A 16,907-nucleotide genomic window follows, 5' to 3' on the forward strand; every position below is an offset into this window, starting at 1 on the left:
AGCAGATGCCACCGGCTGAATATGAAAACCTATATTATCAACGGCTCAGAAGTGTCTAGATTATCCGTAGCGATTCAATTTACCCTGGCCTTTCAGCGTTCTTATCAGGCCGTCATAACGGAAATCAGAGTTTGCTTCACAAGGCATCATTCCGACAAATTTGAATTGCATATTTGCATTTTCACGCAGACGCTCAAGTGAAACCCCCGGTGCCTCAATTCGAAATCCCCGGAGGATCTCATAAAGCTCTTCATCATTAGCCAGTCCAAGATGGTCGCGCCACACTTTCCTGACTTTGCCCATCTCGCTTCTGGCCGTTTTGCCAACGGCAAGCTTATCCAAATCCAGAGAGCCATCAGTATTTTGGTGGATTTTCCCAAGCGAATCGCTATCCCGAATAGTGTCGGTAGTGACCAGAATAAAAGAGGAATTTGGGACGGCTATAGTTTTTGCCTCTTTAAGCCGTTGAAGTAAAGATTTGGATTGTGCGTTGATGAATTCAGGATCAACTAAATCTTCATATCCGAAACGGCCGCCTGAGACAACATGATATTTGATCTGAAAATATTCTGCGGCGATGCGTACGGAACCATAGCCAGGTCTTGGGGGATTGTATTTAGCAACTACATCATCGAATGATTTAGGCGCATCTGCTTCATAAGATACTTCTATGACATCTGATCGGGTTCTGTCTTTCAAAAAAGAAGCATAATACCAGAATAACCGAGCCTGATAATCATGCCCTTGCCAGCCTGCGACCACAGCATTCGCCATGAGATAGCTCCTAAAATGACATCAATATTTTGAAACTATCACTTTACAGTGCTCTATTCAAGTGGCTGAAAATGGTGCCAAAATTCTGGTTTGAAAAATTATAAAATTCACCATCCTATTGATTTTACAAGCTTTTAACTGATTTGAACGTTTCTGACTGCCAAAGGGATGGAGTATGACAAAAACTTTACCGCACCGGGTAATCCTCGGGCTAGACGGCCGCATTTCAACCAGCGCTGTTCCGTTGAGCTGACGGCTATACCATAAAAGATGTGCCGTTCTCGGAGAGTGGCTCTACAGAAGAAAAAAGGCTCCCAATGGGAGCCTTACATGCAAATCGGTATGATGAATATTATCCGAGGCTTATCGGCTTTACGCCTTTCTTTGGCCCGACCATATCCATATCTTTTTCCTTCCGGCCAACCTTGGCAAGCTTGTTGCCATCAATGGAAGTCCAGAAGTCAAGTGAACATTTCGCGGCTGCCATAGCTTTATCAGGGGTGATTTTTTTATTTTGCTTGATCATGTTAAACCTCTTTGGCTAGAGCCCTCATAACTAATTTTATAACAAACCAGTTCATTAAACAAACAGTCCGTCGAATCCTGATTGAGGCTGTCATTCTTCATCTGGGTCAATGCCATTCACCTTCATTCGTATGGTGTCTAAAATCTCGTGAACACTGGCCGACATCTTACTGTGATCATCCCATACCTGGGCGAACCCGTAAGTTCGATAACGAGGTTTTGCATCTTCGGTCGGATCTTGAATGTAAACGTCGCCAAGTTCAGCGATCCGGCAGAACGTTGTCGCGTATATGAGAGCTATGATTAACACCCTGCCTGTTAAATCGGTTTCTTCATAAGAAATAAAGTTCTCTAACATACAAATGGAAAATTGATCACGGCGAGAGTCGTACTTACAAATTATCACGGCCTGGAGTTGTTCCGGTTCGTCACGGTCGATCAGCTTTAGAGTTATATCCAGTATTCCGTCATCAGCGTTCCCTCTATAGGTTTCCATCGCCCATTGCCAGTTCAAACTGCTTTGTAAATTTTCAGCTTCAAGTTCGCGTTTGTCTTCTTCACTCAGTATGCCTACTGAGATATTGGTCCACCCAATAGTTTCAATAGCTTCTTGGGTGGTGGCTAGGCAATGCTCATGGATTTGCTGTGTAGATAGGAAGCTCACTTCATGTCGCCCTTTTTCGTTTGTCCCGAGGCAATTATACCGTTCAGGTGTCCCAGTAGGAGAGTTATTCTCGTTTCCGTAAAATTTTGGAGCCGCCGCGAGTACATATACTTTTAGTACTACGTATCTGGAGGTTTTATATGTGAGGTTACTCAGCTCCAACCGATATCTCAAGGTGACTGACTGCCTTTTCTGGCTTCCAGTTCAACACCCCATGTCCCAGAGCCTGTTGAACGGGGTTGTAACGTATCTGGGACCTAAGCGAACTTCATCTCGCTCAACGCCCTGGCCAACTGTTGGGACAGATCCTTCTTGTTTGAGGACATGATTGAAAGACACTCTCTTCAGAAGTGCGTATGGCCCGTAGGTAAATAAAAAGAAATTCAGAAAATATAAAAAAACCTATTATAATTAAATAATAGTGTTGGATGGTGGTGATAAAAAATGAAAATCATATCACTTTTAGCAATGACTATATTTTTAGTATCAGTATTTACATATGCATCATCACCACCACTTAGCGATGATGCAATTATAACAAATGTAAGTATTCTCAAATATAATGGAGAAAATGGTAAGCCATTTATAGAAATAAAATCCCGAGACCCAGGAAAACTTATTGAAGGTGGTTCATCATTGACGGGCCATGTAATGGTATATACTGGTATTGAAGCCATCGATGGTACCAAATTTTATACCAGCGTTGCTGGTTTTTATCCTGATGAAGTAAAAGGCTACAAAGATGTATTTAATGATATATATTCTACTAAGGGGGAAGTGAAGTTTACATATAACGACATGCAAACTAACAAGTCATTTTTCACATATGTTACAGATAAACAGCTGTCTTTAATAAGATATATTATCAGTAATCAAACAAAATATACACTTTGGAAAGATAACTGTGTTGGAATGCAGATGACAATTGCTCACGCGATTGGTTTGGACTTAAAAGAACGTGGGACTTATGTAGATTTTACAACTCCTAGTGCATTAGTTGATATGCTTAATAAGAATAATAATGAAAACACGGCTATAGACTTTGCTAAAAGTGAACTGAAACGGATGACGTCAGAGAGGGAAAAAGCTGTAACTGATACGAAAATATATTTCCCTCATGGCCCTGAGCATCCTATACCTCACACTCCGGGTCCGCCGGGAGCAGCTGGGGGTGGCGGTGATTTAAATAATCCTGATAACAGACCAGGGGAAGGAAGTCACTTTCCTGGAAATCATTCTGGCGTAGGTTCAAGTGGATCAGGTCCTGGTGGTGGCTCATCCTCGGGAGCTACAAAATCTTCGAATGGGAGTAGTAGCAATGAAGGCAATTTCATCATGTGTCTCGACAATTACTCTGTATGCTCTTAGCACAATGAGTTTGTTACCGGTGGTGTCATCTGCTGCAAGGCTATATCCGCCAGGTTGCAATGAACGTAACTGGTATGCGTGCTATTCGACAGGTTCTGCCATAAACGAGTGTCCGGCGTTCGACAACACTATTTCTTGGACTAATTATCTTGCAGGCGTAAAAAATGGGAAGGCATATTCAAGTTATCCTATGGCTAGTGTAGTTTTTAAATATAGTCTCGAAGCTGAGAAATATTATATTGATAAGCATTTTAAATTTTCTGACATACGCCCTGCGATAGCTATATTTCCTGGAATCAATATTGGGAATGTTCGTGCGGACAAATGCTATACGTTGCAGTATAGAAATAAAGCATCCAATCCTCCGCATGGCTATTTGTCCCAGATTAATATGATGCTAAATAGCGATCACCCAAATTTTTCTTTATTACATGCTAAGGAGGGGTTACCTGGGAACCCGTTGGATGGGGAGATAAATGTTGATGGAGTACTTCTGAAGTTCAACGAAGCTGGTGAAGTTCTTAATTTAGACGGAGTTAGAGTTGGACAGTTACAATGTTATTTACAGGTTGATTGTTCTATGTATGCAATCCAATCAGATCAAGTGCGAACCTTGGGAGGCCATTAAACTATTTTGGAAGTAGGTTAAACTCTCATGAGTGATACTTCCATTGAAATGGAGCTTATAGATCATTAACTTAGCACTCGACCGTATATACTTTTGCCCGGTTAACTCTTAGACTCACTCCTTGGTTTCCCAGCTGCTAAAGTTTTACTAATGAACTCATTAAATGAGGTGTTGAATCGCCACGGGTTTAACAGACACCTCGGCGGCGTCAGTCCGGAGACATTTGAACAGGCCTCGTCGTGAGGACAGGAAATGTCTACTGTTGTGGGGTCAGTCCAAAAATGACTCTGAGGTGTCTAGATTATCCGTGGCGATTCACTTTGCGAAAGTCACCAGTGACCTAATCAGATTGTCAGAGGGATCACACCTTATGAGGGTGCTCGTGTACCTTTCGGAGCGTGAGCGAAGCGCTGGAAGGGCCTGCATATCGTATGCAGGTACGTTTCGTTTACCACGATACACCTGTTTACGCAGCCACAAGGCCGCACATCGGGCTTAAATGCGTATGATCAATCTGTTGGGAGTTATGCCAGGTATGAGGCTTTTTGTTCGTTGTTTTGCTGTCGCGGTAAGAACCTGAACCACCGCCAGCGTGATGATATGCTCCCTTGTACCACAGACCAATCACGCGACAGGTGCGGGCGTAGAACAATGGGTAGTTTAAGTTGTACCTGCTAAAGCGGGGCAACGTAACTAACTGCTAAATCATAACTTATTGATTTATCAGGAGATTGGAGCGGGCGAAGGGAAATCACCCCCGCTCCAAAGTTCTCGTAATCCCATGGATTTATTAACAAAAACGTGATGCATTGTAGGAGGTTTTTGTAGGAGGAACTACAACGTTTTGCAAACCGCTTCACTCCAGAACGCTGATAAGTTTTAGCGCGTCATTTCTGACAGAATCTTGTATTCGCTCAGAGTCAGCGATCAACGCCAAAGCCTCAATACTTAAACCATCCCTGATCACTTTTCGCGCTTTACTGAGACGGCTCCGGCAACTTTTCTCTGTATAACCCTCACGTGAGTGCATTTGCTCAATGATATAAGCGCTTGGTAAATTTGAATCGGCAAAATGATGGTAGTAGTTTACGAAGCACTCCATCCCAATAGCCTTAAGGAGGCTGACTAGGGTAACACTACTCGTTATCTTCTCTGGTTGATTCAAAACCTCTTCCATAGGTTCGGGTGGAAGGGTTTGCATAGCCGCTTCATTGACTGAAGCCGAACTCCTGACAATCAAGTCTTCTTTGATGGAACTAACTCGGGGATCAGTAAGAATCGCGCCCTTGAGGTTAACGATATGTGCGTTAACGTGGTCACTATGCCGTGCATAATCTCGTATTACTTCATGTGGGATTTTGTAAGCATCAAGAATGTTGTAAGTCTCATCGAAAATAACCGCGATTAAATAATCAAAATCGGCTGCCTCATAGTTACGCAAGGCACTAAGCTGCCGGGAAGGATTATCCGGCGTAACTCTCCTAGCTTTGATCTGCACTTTCAGGCCATCAGCATCAATGGCATCAGCGCCCGCCGACGAATTACTGAGAAGAGTCATACCCAGTGCTTTAGAAACCAGCCATTCAGCATAGTCACCAACAGGATTATTCTTGGTGCGAATGACACCTCTAAAACGCAACTGCGTTAAAATTTCGGAATGAAGTGACAGTAACTCAAGATTATTCAGCGCATTTAGCCAATCATATGATATTAAATGATTATTTTTCAAAACACTCTCCACTGCCGAAGTGAAATGCCACTGTAACGCCTACGTAACGCACCTGGATTTTGATGTTTTGTCGACTCTTATAGAAGAGTAAGACTGATTCATAGGTGTCTCACCTTTTGCCAAAGAAGACTGTTCATTAATACAGCATCCAGAATTCATAAACTTACACTTACTTCACTTTCTCAGTTTGCCCCACCGCACTGCCGAAACAATGCCCCAGTTGCCACTGGCATTGGGCCTACGCCACTTTGCGGTCTCCATGCTACGTAGATACTCAAGTGCTTCGGAAAACGTGCCAAAACGCTTCTGAGCCGCTTTATCACCTACGCCAAACGAACCATCGCGACTACTCGCAAGTCCAGGATTAAAGCACGAGCCATCGGCCGCGTATGGAACCAACAGTTCCGGATCGTCATCTTTAGATGAGTCAGACGCTAATAACTGCCATGGCTCAACACTCAGAGCGTTAGCCAGCACCTCAATCGCATCAAGAGACGCGTTGGAGCCACCACGTTCAATACGACTCATATAACTACGAGCAAACCCACACCGATCAGCAAAGGCTTCCTGGCTCATTCCGGTGGCAATGCGCAGTTCTTTTACCCGCTCGCCAAACTGTATTCTCAAGGTCTTTTTCATGCACTGAATGTGCAGTCTTGACCACTGTAAGGCCACGCTCCATATGAGACATTTTGAATCTAAAAGCTCTATTTGTGAGCACAATCTCCCTCGCAAGAAGCCTGTATCACTACACCAAATAGATTCAAAATGAATACCAATAGTGACAAATAAAATCAAAACCGTATGATGGTCATCACTGGTTAAGTGTCTCCAGTACTCACTACAAGCTGTGATGTTGTTTGGCAAATGAGGGAATCATGACGGAATCAGGCTTTCTATTACCGATGGCAGCGGGAGCCGTGCTTAGCTGGGCCAGTTACAGCATAGTTGCTCACGTTTCAATAAAACGGCAGATCAGCAGCATACGAGCAATATCATGGGGCATTTTGGGAACTCTCGCTTTGGTGCTGGGAGTGTGTGCGTTTTCAGCTGCGAGTGCAGAACACACAACAGAAAAGCAAGGTGCTTCTTGCTCAGATAATACACCGGAATGCTATGCAAAAGCGCACCACAACCCCGTCAGACAGTGCAAGCAGGTAATGGACAATAAAGCGACGTTTCGCCATGTGTGGCAGGAAAGTGAAGCTCAACCGGTTTTCGGAACTTACTTATGGCACGACGAGAAAAAGAAAACGATTCAAGCATTTGGACAACAGGCTAAGGCTATTAACAGTCTTGGGATGCAAACACCGCTTCAGTATTTTTGTGTTTTCAACGCCAATACCGGGGAAGTAATCGCAGCTTCATTTGAATAAATTAAGCAACCTGCTCATAATATTTCGAACCACTTTTCCGGAAAAACAATATCATTTAAGGGGTTGATAGTCTCTATTGATGCTGAAGGCCAAAGACATTTGGCCTCATCAACTTTCGGATAGGGATCTATCAAAATTACCTTTTTCAAATTTGAGCCACTTTCCCTCAATAGATTCAGCAAAGCATTATCATACGCATTAAAAGAAAAACCAAAAACAATTAAGACTTTGCTATTGGCTAAGGCATTCCTAGCAAATGTCCAAACATCTAGTAATTCAAGCGGAGGTTCTTTTTCAGGAGCAGGGGGAACAATTAAAGCTTTCCCTGTCCTGCCAGGTTTGCCGCTGGTGTATTTATTATATTTGTCCCACGATAAAGAGCCATGTAATTTAGCCAGCAGAATCTCACCAGTAACTCTCACATCTGCATTTTGCCAAGGAAATTGTGGATTTCTTCCTCTTCCCACTAAAATTTCATTCTTTATACCATAATTAAATCCAGAGCAACCTAGGATATACTCGACAATATTATCATAATTACAAGTAATGATATTTTTTAAACCAGCCCGCTCTAGCTCATTAAATAAATTACGTAAAAAAACTATCCTTTCATTTTGTTTCACAATTTTTTCATCGAACATAGCAGCAGAATATCCGCCACGAATCCTAGTAATGAATGGTTCAGTTAACCTTCTATTAACATACCAAACAACTCTGCTCCTACGGTGAGAAGATTTATTAATACACCAATAAACAAAATTTTCGTATGTTGCTTCCGGATTTTTTTGTATCCAGACAGACCAATCCTCCTTAATTAGATAGAGTTTTTTCTCTTCTGAGGCAGTAAGGTAAGAGATATTAAAATCAAAAAGCTGACTTACCAGTGGCAAATCGAAAGCCCATTTAGAAAAACCGGCCCCCAAAAATATAGAAATCATGTTACAACAACCTTTTATTACTAATCATGTCCCATAAATCTTGACGTTCATATTCTGATAAAGATTCAATCAATTGAATAGCAACAGCATTCACGTCATTACTCAAATTATTGTTGAAGATAATACTTTCCAACCTTAAACATATATCTGGAATGTATCTCATTATATTACATATATGCTCCGCCACATGCTCATAACAATCATCCAATGCAACCTTCACTGAAAATATCATTTTGATTAACTGGACATCATTAAGCAAAGACAATCTTTTTATTATATATTGGTAGCGAAAATCACTTTTTTCCTTCGGGAAATATAAACTTAATCTATAACCAGCATCAGCAACAATTCTGTCATCATAAAGAAGGGAAAGAAAAGTATCTAATAGTTCATCCCATGCAGTATGAGATGAGATGGTGCTTAAATTTTGAAATGAATCTTTCTCTTTCTTTTGATTCGATTGAGGCATGGTTAAGTAAGAAAATTTAATAAAATCTTTCTTAATCCTTGTTAATTCAGCGCTATCAATAAGGGTTTGCAAGCTGTCAGAATCTAATAAGTGTTCTTGAACCGAAAGATTAATTACCCATGGCCCTTTATTGGTAAGCCTGTCCTTAGCTATATCGCTCAAATTAACCCAAACACCTTTTTCATCCTCAGGATCATAGACGACACCTATTATAGGTAAAGTGCATCTAGACCAATATTCAAAATGAGCTTTATCACTTTTGAAAGAATAACGACCTGAACTCGTTTTAAAACTTTTCCCTGTTTTTATTTGAACTCCTATCATTGCTCCTGTAGCAATATTGCCCACTTGAAGCTCAATAAACGCATCTATACCAACATCAAAAATCCTAACTGGACGGTAAATTACTTCTTGTTTGCTACATAGATATTGTAAAAACGCTGAACCTAGCTCGCCAATGTGGGATTCAGAAGTTACTCTTGTCATAAAAACCACCTAGCAACATTTAATTTTTTAATAATTACCTCTACAAACCTCACATTCACTTTGGTCTCTTTTCTCATTAGTCGTTCTATATGAAGCTCCATAATGATAAAAGTTCTTGGCCTGACCACATTTTGGACATAGCTTAAGAAATTCTCCATTTAGAATCCCACATAGATTGGTTACCCTCAGTCCTCTACCTTCATTTTCATTTGAAGAGTCATAACCATTCACCTTTGTTGGCATCCCAGACAAATCAAAAAACCTATAATTACCAGTTATATAAAAATCTGTTAATTGAGTTATCGAAAAAGAATCATTTCCGTTCGAAATTAATATTTCGCTATCTAATCTCACAGGAAGAACAAGCGACATTTACACCCCCTATAATGATTACTACGCTCTTATCTCATTATGACGATCATGAGCTACTCAGAAAATCTACAACACCTTATAAATGACATCAATCTCATCCTTCTCATTCTGTGACACTCTGCTCTCGTTTAAAGACATGATAGACGCTATAGTCGCTCTAGAAACGCCATATTCTCGTGCTAACGCACTGACACTGGTTCCGCTATACTTTTTCTCTACAATCGCGTCACGGGCTTCAGGCGCTATTTTCGACGGTCTTCCCAGCTTCTTGCCTTCGGCTTTTGCTCGTGACAGCCCCACCTGAGTGCGTTCAATTAGCAAGTCACGCTCCATCTCCGCAACTGCTGCCAGCATCGACAACAGAAGCTTACCGGCAGCAGAGGTGAGATCAGTTGTGCCAAGCTGGTGGACAATGACTTTGATATTACGCTCAGCCAGCGCCTTTATCGTTTGCAGGACGTCAATCGCATCACGCCCCAGACGATCGAGTTTCGCTACCACCAACGTTTCACCATCACGGATTTTATTGAGCATTTCAGAAAACGCTTTACGTTGCATTGCCGGAACCTTCCCGCTAACAACATCAGCGAACCAGTAATCAATTTGCCACCCAGCCTGCCCAAGTTCCAGCCGTTGGTTCTCAGTATCCTGTTGCGATGTCGAAACACGCCCGTAGCCAAAAATCGCCATAGTCATCTCCTCATCCGGCCCCTGCCAGAAAACGAGGCCAACATTAGGATGGCCTGCCAGAAAAGCCAAGGCTAATTTTCCAACAGTATGAAAGCACGCGATTGGAAGGTGTCGGAAAACGGTCGTTTGTTGGCGCTTAAAACGGATAAAGAAATGTTAGGCTGAAACCATCACTTCATAAGGACAACTGGAATGATTAAAGACGCGATTTTTTCACCGTGCGGCCAGTATCGCTACTCGTTATCACGAGTCTGGGACGAATCAAAACCATATGCCCTTTTCATCGGGCTAAACCCTTCATATGCCGATGCTGAGAACGATGATCGCACCTCGAGCCGCTGCATATCGTTTGCCAAAAACTGGGGCTACGGCGGGGTATACATGGCCAACCTGTTCGCGTTCGTTCATACCCAGCGACATGAAATGATGAAAGCACCTGATCCCATTGGTATAGATAACGATAGCCATCTGATAAGGCTTATTGCCGGTGCCGGTCTGGTAGTGGCGGCATGGGGCAACGAAGGCAGACATCTCAAGCGCTCAACAGTAGTCCGACAGTTGCTACCAGAAACCACAATGTGCTTTGTCTTAAACGCCACAGGTGAACCCAAACATCCTCTGTATATGAAAAATGACAGTGTTCTCATACCCTTAAGTTAGCAACGACTACTGCGTTCAGAATATGAACGCATTATATTGATAAGTAAGGTTTTTATCGCAAATCCATTGTGCTACCGTGCTCGAAATGTTCTCAAATCTGCTCAGTTCGAACGACCCTGATGCCGGTTTGAAGTTCCCTTCAATAAGGTCGCACTATGAAGAGTCGAAAATACGTAGCTGCTGAAGCAGACCGCAAATCCTTTAAGGTTTCAGCCGGGATCGATTGGCTGGACTTAAAGATCAGCTTCTCCAGACTGACCCAGCATCGCTACGTTCAGGATGAATTACTTAAAATCACCGGATTAAAACTCTGGGTTAAACCCTGCGGTCTACGTATCTCAAAGCTGTCATCATGCGCCCCCCGTCCCGACAACAACGTTAAAACGTGGGTAAAACCTACGATAAGCAGCACTAACGATACTTTTCGGATTTGCTTCCGTGATCTACTGGCAAACCATGGCAGGAAGCTGGAAGCTGCACTCAAGCAATTGCAAAACCGTTTCCCATTTGCGTGTGAGCCACAAATCGTGGGAGTCGAAGTTTTCTGCGATTTCTGGCATAAACAACGGTCAGTATCAGCGACACGAGCAATGACCTATCGGCTCCAGACAAGCCTGTTTAGTAACGGAACCAGACCAAGGCAATTCAATCCCGCTTCGTGGAAAAATGTCTACCTTTTCCCCGGAACACGTATTACTCCATATCGAAACTTCAGGACTGGTAACAAGTGGGACAACATCTCGTGGCAGGTCTACCACAAACGCACTGACAACGATCAGAAACTACCTGTAGAAGAGCAACGCGCTCGTGTTGAAGTCACGTTAAAAGGTGCTGCGCTCACTCACTACTCTCTTCACCATCTTAGCGACATGCAGCGCTTTCGATTTGAAACCCTCGCTCACCTGTTCAAATTTCGCAAACCAATAGAGCCTGAAATGATGGCTGACGGTGATTTGTTCCGGTTTACCGCTATCAACGCAGTTCGTAGGGTGAACGACGCAACAGCCGAGCGCGGATTGCATTCTTTCAATAACATCGGACGTAGGGATAAACGTAGCTGGATGATGGTCAACGGTTACAAGCGCCTACGGAAAGAAAGCTCTCATCTGGCGGTTGTTAGCGATCTGCAAAACGCCGTCAAAGGTGCTTTACGCCGTCTCAACGTTTGAGCCGCCGCCCGCTCCCCTATTCCAGAAAAAAGTGACAATCAGCAGGAAAGAGGCCGCATTCCTGCTGGTCTGGATGCAGTTCTCTTAATAACTGTATATATAACAACTCAACTATCAGCTTACATACCTTCGCTAAGGGTGTTTATCGGTGGCAGTTCCTTTCAATCAAACACGAACCAAACGTTGTGACACTACATTGGGTTCGCGGTGCAAATGCATCCGGATAAGTTTGGTGCGGGAAAGTGGATCTCCTAGGTTTGGAAGTCCCCCTCTCAGGCATTGCGTCCAAAAACTTCGGTGGTGGCAAAATCATCCTTATACTTGCAGATAAACATTGTTGAAAAATTCTCTCCCGCATAGTTCAATTAACTACTTAGGATTTTTCTGATCTCCTTTCTCAAGGAAGCTTATGCCCGTATCCAATTATTACCAAGCCCAACCGGATTGTTATGTGCGCTTTGATTGGGGTGGGATTTCCCTTGAAGGCGAGTTTTTCAGCTATGAGGAGTATGGTCGAGATATCGATCCGAAATGGGGATACATCCGACCATTTGATAGAGCCATCAGACAACAACTAATCGATAATTTACAAGCAACTCACGGGATTGATCTCCTGACATTCACCTCTCAAGGCGACCTGATCACCTGTGATGCTTTTGTCACCCATAAAGATCTGCAGGCAGCACACCAAATTCTCGTAGAGTCCTTTGATTTCGTTGATGAATCGGAGCTTACAACTGAAAGGGAACACATCGGTAACTGCCGTATCGATTTGATAAGACGCCAATACATTGTCGGCAGCAATCTTAAAGGGCCCAAAGAGTCTTTGGACAACCTCAATGCAGAGTTTCTTAAATGGGTAACACCTTTCTACACGCCGTTGCGTTACGAGCGGAAGTGGTTAACCAAGCATCGTAATGGGTTATTACGTTTTGGCGCGCTCGTTGCTGTCGCTGTTTTTGCCTATATCCACTACGGGTGATAATAGAAAAGCGAGACCTGTCCTGCGGTTTTGAGAAACCGACTTCATTCCGCACCATATTTACATACTGCACTTAATAAAAATGCGATAAGGACAAATCGAATGAAAAAAGTAATGATGAAAACTGTTTTAGCCAGTTTGGTTGTATCCAGTATTACTGTGTTGACAGGTTGTGTGACCTCACCAGATATGGAAGCAGCTAAACAACCGCTGGGTAGTATAGTCAGTGTTGTTAACGTTCCCGGGGTTAAAAAGGATGCACTTTACAGTAGTTCCAAAATTTGGGTTGCAAAGGCCTTCACTGATTCTAACAGCGTAATCCAATATGCCGATAAAGAAGAAGGTTCGATTGTTGGCAAGGGGAATGTTAAATACCCATGTGACGGTTTTAATGATTGCTTAGCTAATGAAGATGTTCGATATAAATTCACTATGAAAATCGACACAAAGGATGATAAAGCTCGCATCACCTTTGATGATATCCACATTTATCGTCCGGCCCATGTAACCAGCGGGATTGCGTTCCCTGCCATAGATTCGCCAAATATGACTGTTGGTGGACAAGCAAAAGCCAAAAAAGCGTTGAATGATATTGTGGAACAATACAAACGCGAGATCGTGACTGAAAGTAGCTCTGCTGCAAAAGACTGGTAACAGCCATCAGCTCAAAAACTTGCCGAATAAGTTTTTGAGCTTTTATATCTGGGATTATGTGTGGCCGCATAATGATAGTTATGACAGGTTATCACAGGGCATTTTTATTCCATTCGAAAGCAACCTGTTTCACTTGGCTACGCTAGCAACTCTATGAGAGTGCCGCAAATTCCGCGCCATGATTTCCACTACCTTCTTTAAAAAACTCGCCAGAGAGCTTCCTGGCGGGTTAAATGCGCATATCATCACCTATACAATCAGCCAGATGTCACGATGAAACGAAGTTCATAACCTCTACCAGTAGGCCAGACTTTTTTTACTGAAGAGACTTTCCACCCATCGACGCTCCATTCACCTTCTTTCCCATCACTGAGTAAACCAACAATGTCGGCAACTTTTCCGGGAGAATGAGGAAACATCTTTTTCATTATTTCAAATGAACCGTTTATAAAATAACCTCGGGCAATTTTGACGGCATTTGGCTCTTGATTATTCATATTAAGCATGAGCATCAATTTCTTTGTTTTGTCCTGATTACCTGATACGTAGTAAGCGATGTTATTGTTCATAGTGTCGCTACTATTCGGCGTTTCTATCTCAAAATAGGGTGTTCCGCACGTATAGTCTTCGCTGCCTTCAGCATATGGTTTATAGGTTGACGGAGTTTTAATGAATGGCATTCCTGAAAGAAAATGGCAAGCATCTGAAGGAACCGGGTCAGGTATGCTAACGGCGAAACCTGGAGAGGAGATAATGGACAGCAACAAAAAAATAACCTTTTTATTCATGGCAAAAAATCCTGATCAAGCGAACCCAGTAAGATGTGTTTTATTGACCCGAGCACCATGCATGAAAGGTTACAATGTCAGGTCGTAACAATCCGTGTAACTAGTTTATCGGTCAGTTCAGCAGACACTTTATACCGCCGCCATGGGATCGATGTTGTTTCGTTTGGCAACTCGCTTCATGACCCGGATTGCTACTACCTCATTCGCACCTTTGACAGCGCTGAAAAATGGCTGCGGCTCTCAATGCTTTTTACGCAAGCGATGACTGGCACAGCGGTCCACGCGAAAACATCGTTGGCAGCATAGAGACCAGCATTAAAACAGTGATGAATCTACCAACTAAAAACGTGGAAGGGCTGCGGGTGCAATCGTAGGTTATATGGATTCACCAGACGCATTTTAAGCACCTCAAAATTTGGCACTATGAAAATGCCACTACCCTTAATAAAAAACGCGCCACAGAGCTTCCTGGTGCGTTTGGCACATCTTACGATTTATGTCTGCGCCGCGCGTCGATGACCGCCTTGATACCCGCTTGCGAATCAAACTGCGCAATATCAGGCAAATTGTAGTGAAGCTGCGAAATCACGCCAAATTGCTCTCCCACATCAGCATCCTTACGATAGGTTGTCATCGCAGTGGTGCTGCCGCGAACATGTCCTACAAGCTGCGCAATCGTGCGCTCGTTGATCTCAAACTCGTCTACGGCATTGATAAAAGTATGCCGCAGCGAATGGAACGTTTTCTTACCATCGCGGGGAAAGCCAAGAATTTTGCCAAAGTAGTTTTCGTTAAACCATTTTGAGGCGGCGGCGCGATATCCTTTGATTTTGTTGTGCTTTAACTCAGGGAAAAGACGATCATACCCGGCTGCTTTCAGCGCATCCACATACTCCAGCAGCCCTAGTTCGATAAGTCGCGGATGAATTGGAACCTGACGGATTGCATTCACCGTCTTTAATGATTTATCGCCGCCAGCCTGCGCCTCTTCATCCATCATCTTATCTGGCGCATCAAGGTTAAAATCAATGTAGACAACGCCGTTTTTATCTACGCGAATGTCCGCCAGATAAAGCTGGCAAAGCTCATTGATTCGCCCGCCTACATATAATGCCAGCAGGGGCAACCAGTAGTGAAACGGGCGAAAACTCGTATAACGTCCATATTGATTGGGCGTTCCCGAGCCTTTCTTAAACCAGTCAGCCGAGAAAATTTGCACTAATTCATCATCGGTGAAGAGGTCGCGGCGATCTTGCTCACGCACCATCACGCGGCGCTGAGCCAGCACATTCTCAGCAGGGTTATCAAAAAGATAACGTTCGCTCTTAGCCCATTTGAGCATTGATCCCAGTGATTCAATATGCCTGCCAATCGCATCTCGGCTCATGACCGACTGACCATCAGCCAACGCCGTTTCAATCAGCTTATGCGTATCTGAAATCTTGTATTTTCGCCGCATTAAATACAGATTGCCGGGCATATTCTGCATTCTATTGACGTAATCCTTCACGACATCACGATCCAGCCCACTCAAGGACATATCGCCCATGATCTCCGTGAAGTGTTCAATTCTGGAACGAATTTTACCCTCGCTGGCCAACTTGATATCACCCGTATTTTTGTAGACCAGAAACGCTTCCAGCAATGGCTGAAACCGTCATACTCGCATACAACGGATTGCAATACGGATTCATGATAGCGACCGCAGGAAGCGCTGTTGATGGCACTGTAGAAGCTTTTGGTGGAGTGGTTGATGTCGGTTCCGATTTCGTAAGCGCCTTATCCCAAGCGCTACGCAGTTTTTCAGCCTGCACGTTGTTGATGAACAAAGAACTTGCATTCAGCGTCACCCCGGGTAAATCCAACAACCAGAGGGAAAGAGGATTGCCGTTGTTAGCCCTGAATGCCGTAACCTCAACCTCTCGCCCGTTCAGCAATTCAACAAGGGCAAACTGCGGCTGATAAAGCTGCATATAGCCGTTCACCGCAGCCTCAGCACCGTCATACGCAATGTTATTCAAAACGAACCCATGCGTATCAGGATCACGCTCAAGCGTGCTGAAATCATCAATCAGAAAGCCACGCTGGTTCGACACAAGGGCATACAGCGGCACATTGTCTGCCAGAAGATGCTGGACGACAGTCTCAACCCCAACCCCAAATGAATCGCAAAACAATGCCAGGCTGATTTTGCCAGCGCCAGTCAACAATGGGGCATTGCCCCTGATCTTTTCTTTATCCACTTGCCTGAACTCTTCCAGAGACGCATACCACTTCTCCAGCAAACACGCGGCAATAGCTCTGGCATTTGCAAGGTGGGTTGTGCGGGTAGATGCATGAATTTCACGCTGCCCTATCAGGGCGCGATAACGAACCGGAACGGTGATCCGCAGAACATAGATACCACTTGGACGTCGATAGAGATTATCACGCTGCGCCATCGGCTGTATGACCCCTTTGTAGGAGGATCACGAGCGCCGTCACGTATGGTTTTGAAAAAGATAGTGGAATGAATACGTTAGGGGAATTCTGGAGCGGGCGAAGGGAATCGAACCCTCGTATAGAGCTTGGGAAGCTCTCGTTCTACCATTGAACTACGCCCGCTTTGAGGTGCGTAAGGCATTATAGACCTTAC

The 16,907-nt window shown here is 43.7% G+C and carries 19 protein-coding genes, 1 tRNA gene and 1 pseudogene; 8 read left to right on the top strand and 13 right to left on the bottom strand.

Annotated features, from left to right (window positions below; genetic code table 11):
- Positions 1 to 60: 60 nt before the first annotated feature.
- From LJA86_RS12820 to LJA86_RS12830, 3 genes are all read right to left on the bottom strand, one after another.
- Positions 61 to 774: a hypothetical protein gene (locus tag LJA86_RS12820; RefSeq protein WP_229226269.1), complete on the bottom strand. Its 714-nt coding sequence runs from the start codon at positions 772 to 774 to the stop codon at positions 61 to 63.
- A 352-nt stretch (positions 775 to 1,126) separates the two neighbouring features.
- Positions 1,127 to 1,300 carry a hypothetical protein gene (locus LJA86_RS12825; protein WP_229226270.1) on the bottom strand — a complete coding sequence of 58 codons (174 nt, stop codon included), beginning with the start codon at positions 1,298 to 1,300 and terminating at the stop codon, positions 1,127 to 1,129.
- Between the two features lie 90 nt (positions 1,301 to 1,390).
- Positions 1,391 to 1,963, bottom strand: a complete 573-nt coding sequence (locus LJA86_RS12830; protein ID WP_229226271.1) for a hypothetical protein — start codon at positions 1,961 to 1,963, stop codon at positions 1,391 to 1,393.
- A 444-nt stretch (positions 1,964 to 2,407) separates the two neighbouring features.
- On the opposite strand from LJA86_RS12830, the gene LJA86_RS12835 reads away from it, so the two are divergent.
- Positions 2,408 to 3,331 carry a hypothetical protein gene (locus LJA86_RS12835; protein WP_229226272.1) on the top strand — a complete coding sequence of 308 codons (924 nt, stop codon included), beginning with the start codon at positions 2,408 to 2,410 and terminating at the stop codon, positions 3,329 to 3,331.
- 190 nt (positions 3,332 to 3,521) lie between these two features.
- Positions 3,522 to 3,959, top strand: coding sequence for a hypothetical protein (locus tag LJA86_RS12840; RefSeq protein ID WP_229226273.1), 438 nt, complete (start codon positions 3,522 to 3,524; stop codon positions 3,957 to 3,959).
- 856 nt (positions 3,960 to 4,815) lie between these two features.
- Here the strand turns inward: LJA86_RS12840 and LJA86_RS12845 are convergent.
- Complete coding sequence (locus tag LJA86_RS12845) at positions 4,816 to 5,688, bottom strand: DUF6998 domain-containing protein (RefSeq protein ID WP_229226274.1); 873 nt, start codon at positions 5,686 to 5,688, stop codon at positions 4,816 to 4,818.
- A gap of 174 nt (positions 5,689 to 5,862) precedes the next feature.
- Positions 5,863 to 6,327: a helix-turn-helix domain-containing protein gene (locus tag LJA86_RS12850; RefSeq protein WP_045784723.1), complete on the bottom strand. Its 465-nt coding sequence runs from the start codon at positions 6,325 to 6,327 to the stop codon at positions 5,863 to 5,865.
- A gap of 239 nt (positions 6,328 to 6,566) precedes the next feature.
- On the opposite strand from LJA86_RS12850, the gene LJA86_RS12855 reads away from it, so the two are divergent.
- Positions 6,567 to 7,064 (top strand): hypothetical protein, encoded by a 498-nt coding sequence (locus tag LJA86_RS12855; protein WP_229226275.1) that lies wholly within the window; start codon positions 6,567 to 6,569, stop codon positions 7,062 to 7,064.
- A 14-nt stretch (positions 7,065 to 7,078) separates the two neighbouring features.
- On the opposite strand, the gene LJA86_RS12860 is transcribed toward LJA86_RS12855, so the two are convergent.
- From LJA86_RS12860 to LJA86_RS12875, 4 genes are all read right to left on the bottom strand, one after another.
- A complete protein-coding gene (locus LJA86_RS12860) occupies positions 7,079 to 8,002 on the bottom strand; it encodes an SIR2 family protein (RefSeq protein ID WP_045783878.1) in 924 nt (307 codons plus the stop codon).
- Position 8,003: 1 nt separating this feature from the next.
- The gene (locus LJA86_RS12865) at positions 8,004 to 8,957 is read right to left on the bottom strand and encodes a DUF4365 domain-containing protein (protein ID WP_229226276.1); all 954 of its coding nucleotides are present in this window, start codon (positions 8,955 to 8,957) and stop codon (positions 8,004 to 8,006) included.
- A 27-nt stretch (positions 8,958 to 8,984) separates the two neighbouring features.
- Positions 8,985 to 9,329 carry a hypothetical protein gene (locus LJA86_RS12870; protein ID WP_126440979.1) on the bottom strand — a complete coding sequence of 115 codons (345 nt, stop codon included), beginning with the start codon at positions 9,327 to 9,329 and terminating at the stop codon, positions 8,985 to 8,987.
- A gap of 66 nt (positions 9,330 to 9,395) precedes the next feature.
- Positions 9,396 to 10,019, bottom strand: coding sequence for a recombinase family protein (locus LJA86_RS12875; RefSeq protein WP_229226277.1), 624 nt, complete (start codon positions 10,017 to 10,019; stop codon positions 9,396 to 9,398).
- A gap of 192 nt (positions 10,020 to 10,211) precedes the next feature.
- On the opposite strand from LJA86_RS12875, the gene LJA86_RS12880 reads away from it, so the two are divergent.
- The 4 genes from LJA86_RS12880 (at position 10,212) to LJA86_RS12895 (ending at position 13,484) form a co-directional block, all read left to right on the top strand.
- Positions 10,212 to 10,679 (top strand): DUF1643 domain-containing protein, encoded by a 468-nt coding sequence (locus LJA86_RS12880; RefSeq protein ID WP_229226278.1) that lies wholly within the window; start codon positions 10,212 to 10,214, stop codon positions 10,677 to 10,679.
- Positions 10,680 to 10,834: 155 nt separating this feature from the next.
- Positions 10,835 to 11,848, top strand: coding sequence for a hypothetical protein (locus LJA86_RS12885; RefSeq protein ID WP_229226279.1), 1,014 nt, complete (start codon positions 10,835 to 10,837; stop codon positions 11,846 to 11,848).
- Positions 11,849 to 12,257: 409 nt separating this feature from the next.
- Positions 12,258 to 12,830, top strand: coding sequence for a hypothetical protein (locus LJA86_RS12890; RefSeq protein ID WP_025912436.1), 573 nt, complete (start codon positions 12,258 to 12,260; stop codon positions 12,828 to 12,830).
- A 102-nt stretch (positions 12,831 to 12,932) separates the two neighbouring features.
- Positions 12,933 to 13,484 (top strand): DUF4468 domain-containing protein, encoded by a 552-nt coding sequence (locus LJA86_RS12895; protein ID WP_050437741.1) that lies wholly within the window; start codon positions 12,933 to 12,935, stop codon positions 13,482 to 13,484.
- A gap of 257 nt (positions 13,485 to 13,741) precedes the next feature.
- Here LJA86_RS12895 and LJA86_RS12900 read toward each other — a convergent pair whose 3' ends face one another.
- Positions 13,742 to 14,272 carry a hypothetical protein gene (locus LJA86_RS12900; RefSeq protein WP_097564052.1) on the bottom strand — a complete coding sequence of 177 codons (531 nt, stop codon included), beginning with the start codon at positions 14,270 to 14,272 and terminating at the stop codon, positions 13,742 to 13,744.
- A 90-nt stretch (positions 14,273 to 14,362) separates the two neighbouring features.
- On the opposite strand from LJA86_RS12900, the pseudogene LJA86_RS12905 reads away from it, so the two are divergent.
- A pseudogene (locus LJA86_RS12905) lies at positions 14,363 to 14,646 on the top strand (NIPSNAP family protein).
- 113 nt (positions 14,647 to 14,759) lie between these two features.
- On the opposite strand, the gene LJA86_RS12910 reads toward LJA86_RS12905, so the two are convergent.
- From LJA86_RS12910 to LJA86_RS12920, 3 genes are all read right to left on the bottom strand, one after another.
- Positions 14,760 to 15,917: a site-specific integrase gene (locus LJA86_RS12910; RefSeq protein ID WP_229226280.1), complete on the bottom strand. Its 1,158-nt coding sequence runs from the start codon at positions 15,915 to 15,917 to the stop codon at positions 14,760 to 14,762.
- Complete coding sequence (locus LJA86_RS12915; RefSeq protein ID WP_229226281.1) at positions 15,880 to 16,713, bottom strand: DUF6538 domain-containing protein; 834 nt, start codon at positions 16,711 to 16,713, stop codon at positions 15,880 to 15,882. Before LJA86_RS12915 ends, LJA86_RS12910 begins: the two co-directional genes overlap by 38 nt.
- A gap of 89 nt (positions 16,714 to 16,802) precedes the next feature.
- Positions 16,803 to 16,876, bottom strand: a tRNA-Gly gene (locus LJA86_RS12920).
- Positions 16,877 to 16,907 lie beyond the last annotated feature (31 nt).

The organism is Enterobacter sp. TCD1-1, assembly GCF_020567405.1.
Classification (GTDB): Bacteria; Pseudomonadota; Gammaproteobacteria; order Enterobacterales; family Enterobacteriaceae; genus Enterobacter; species Enterobacter quasiroggenkampii.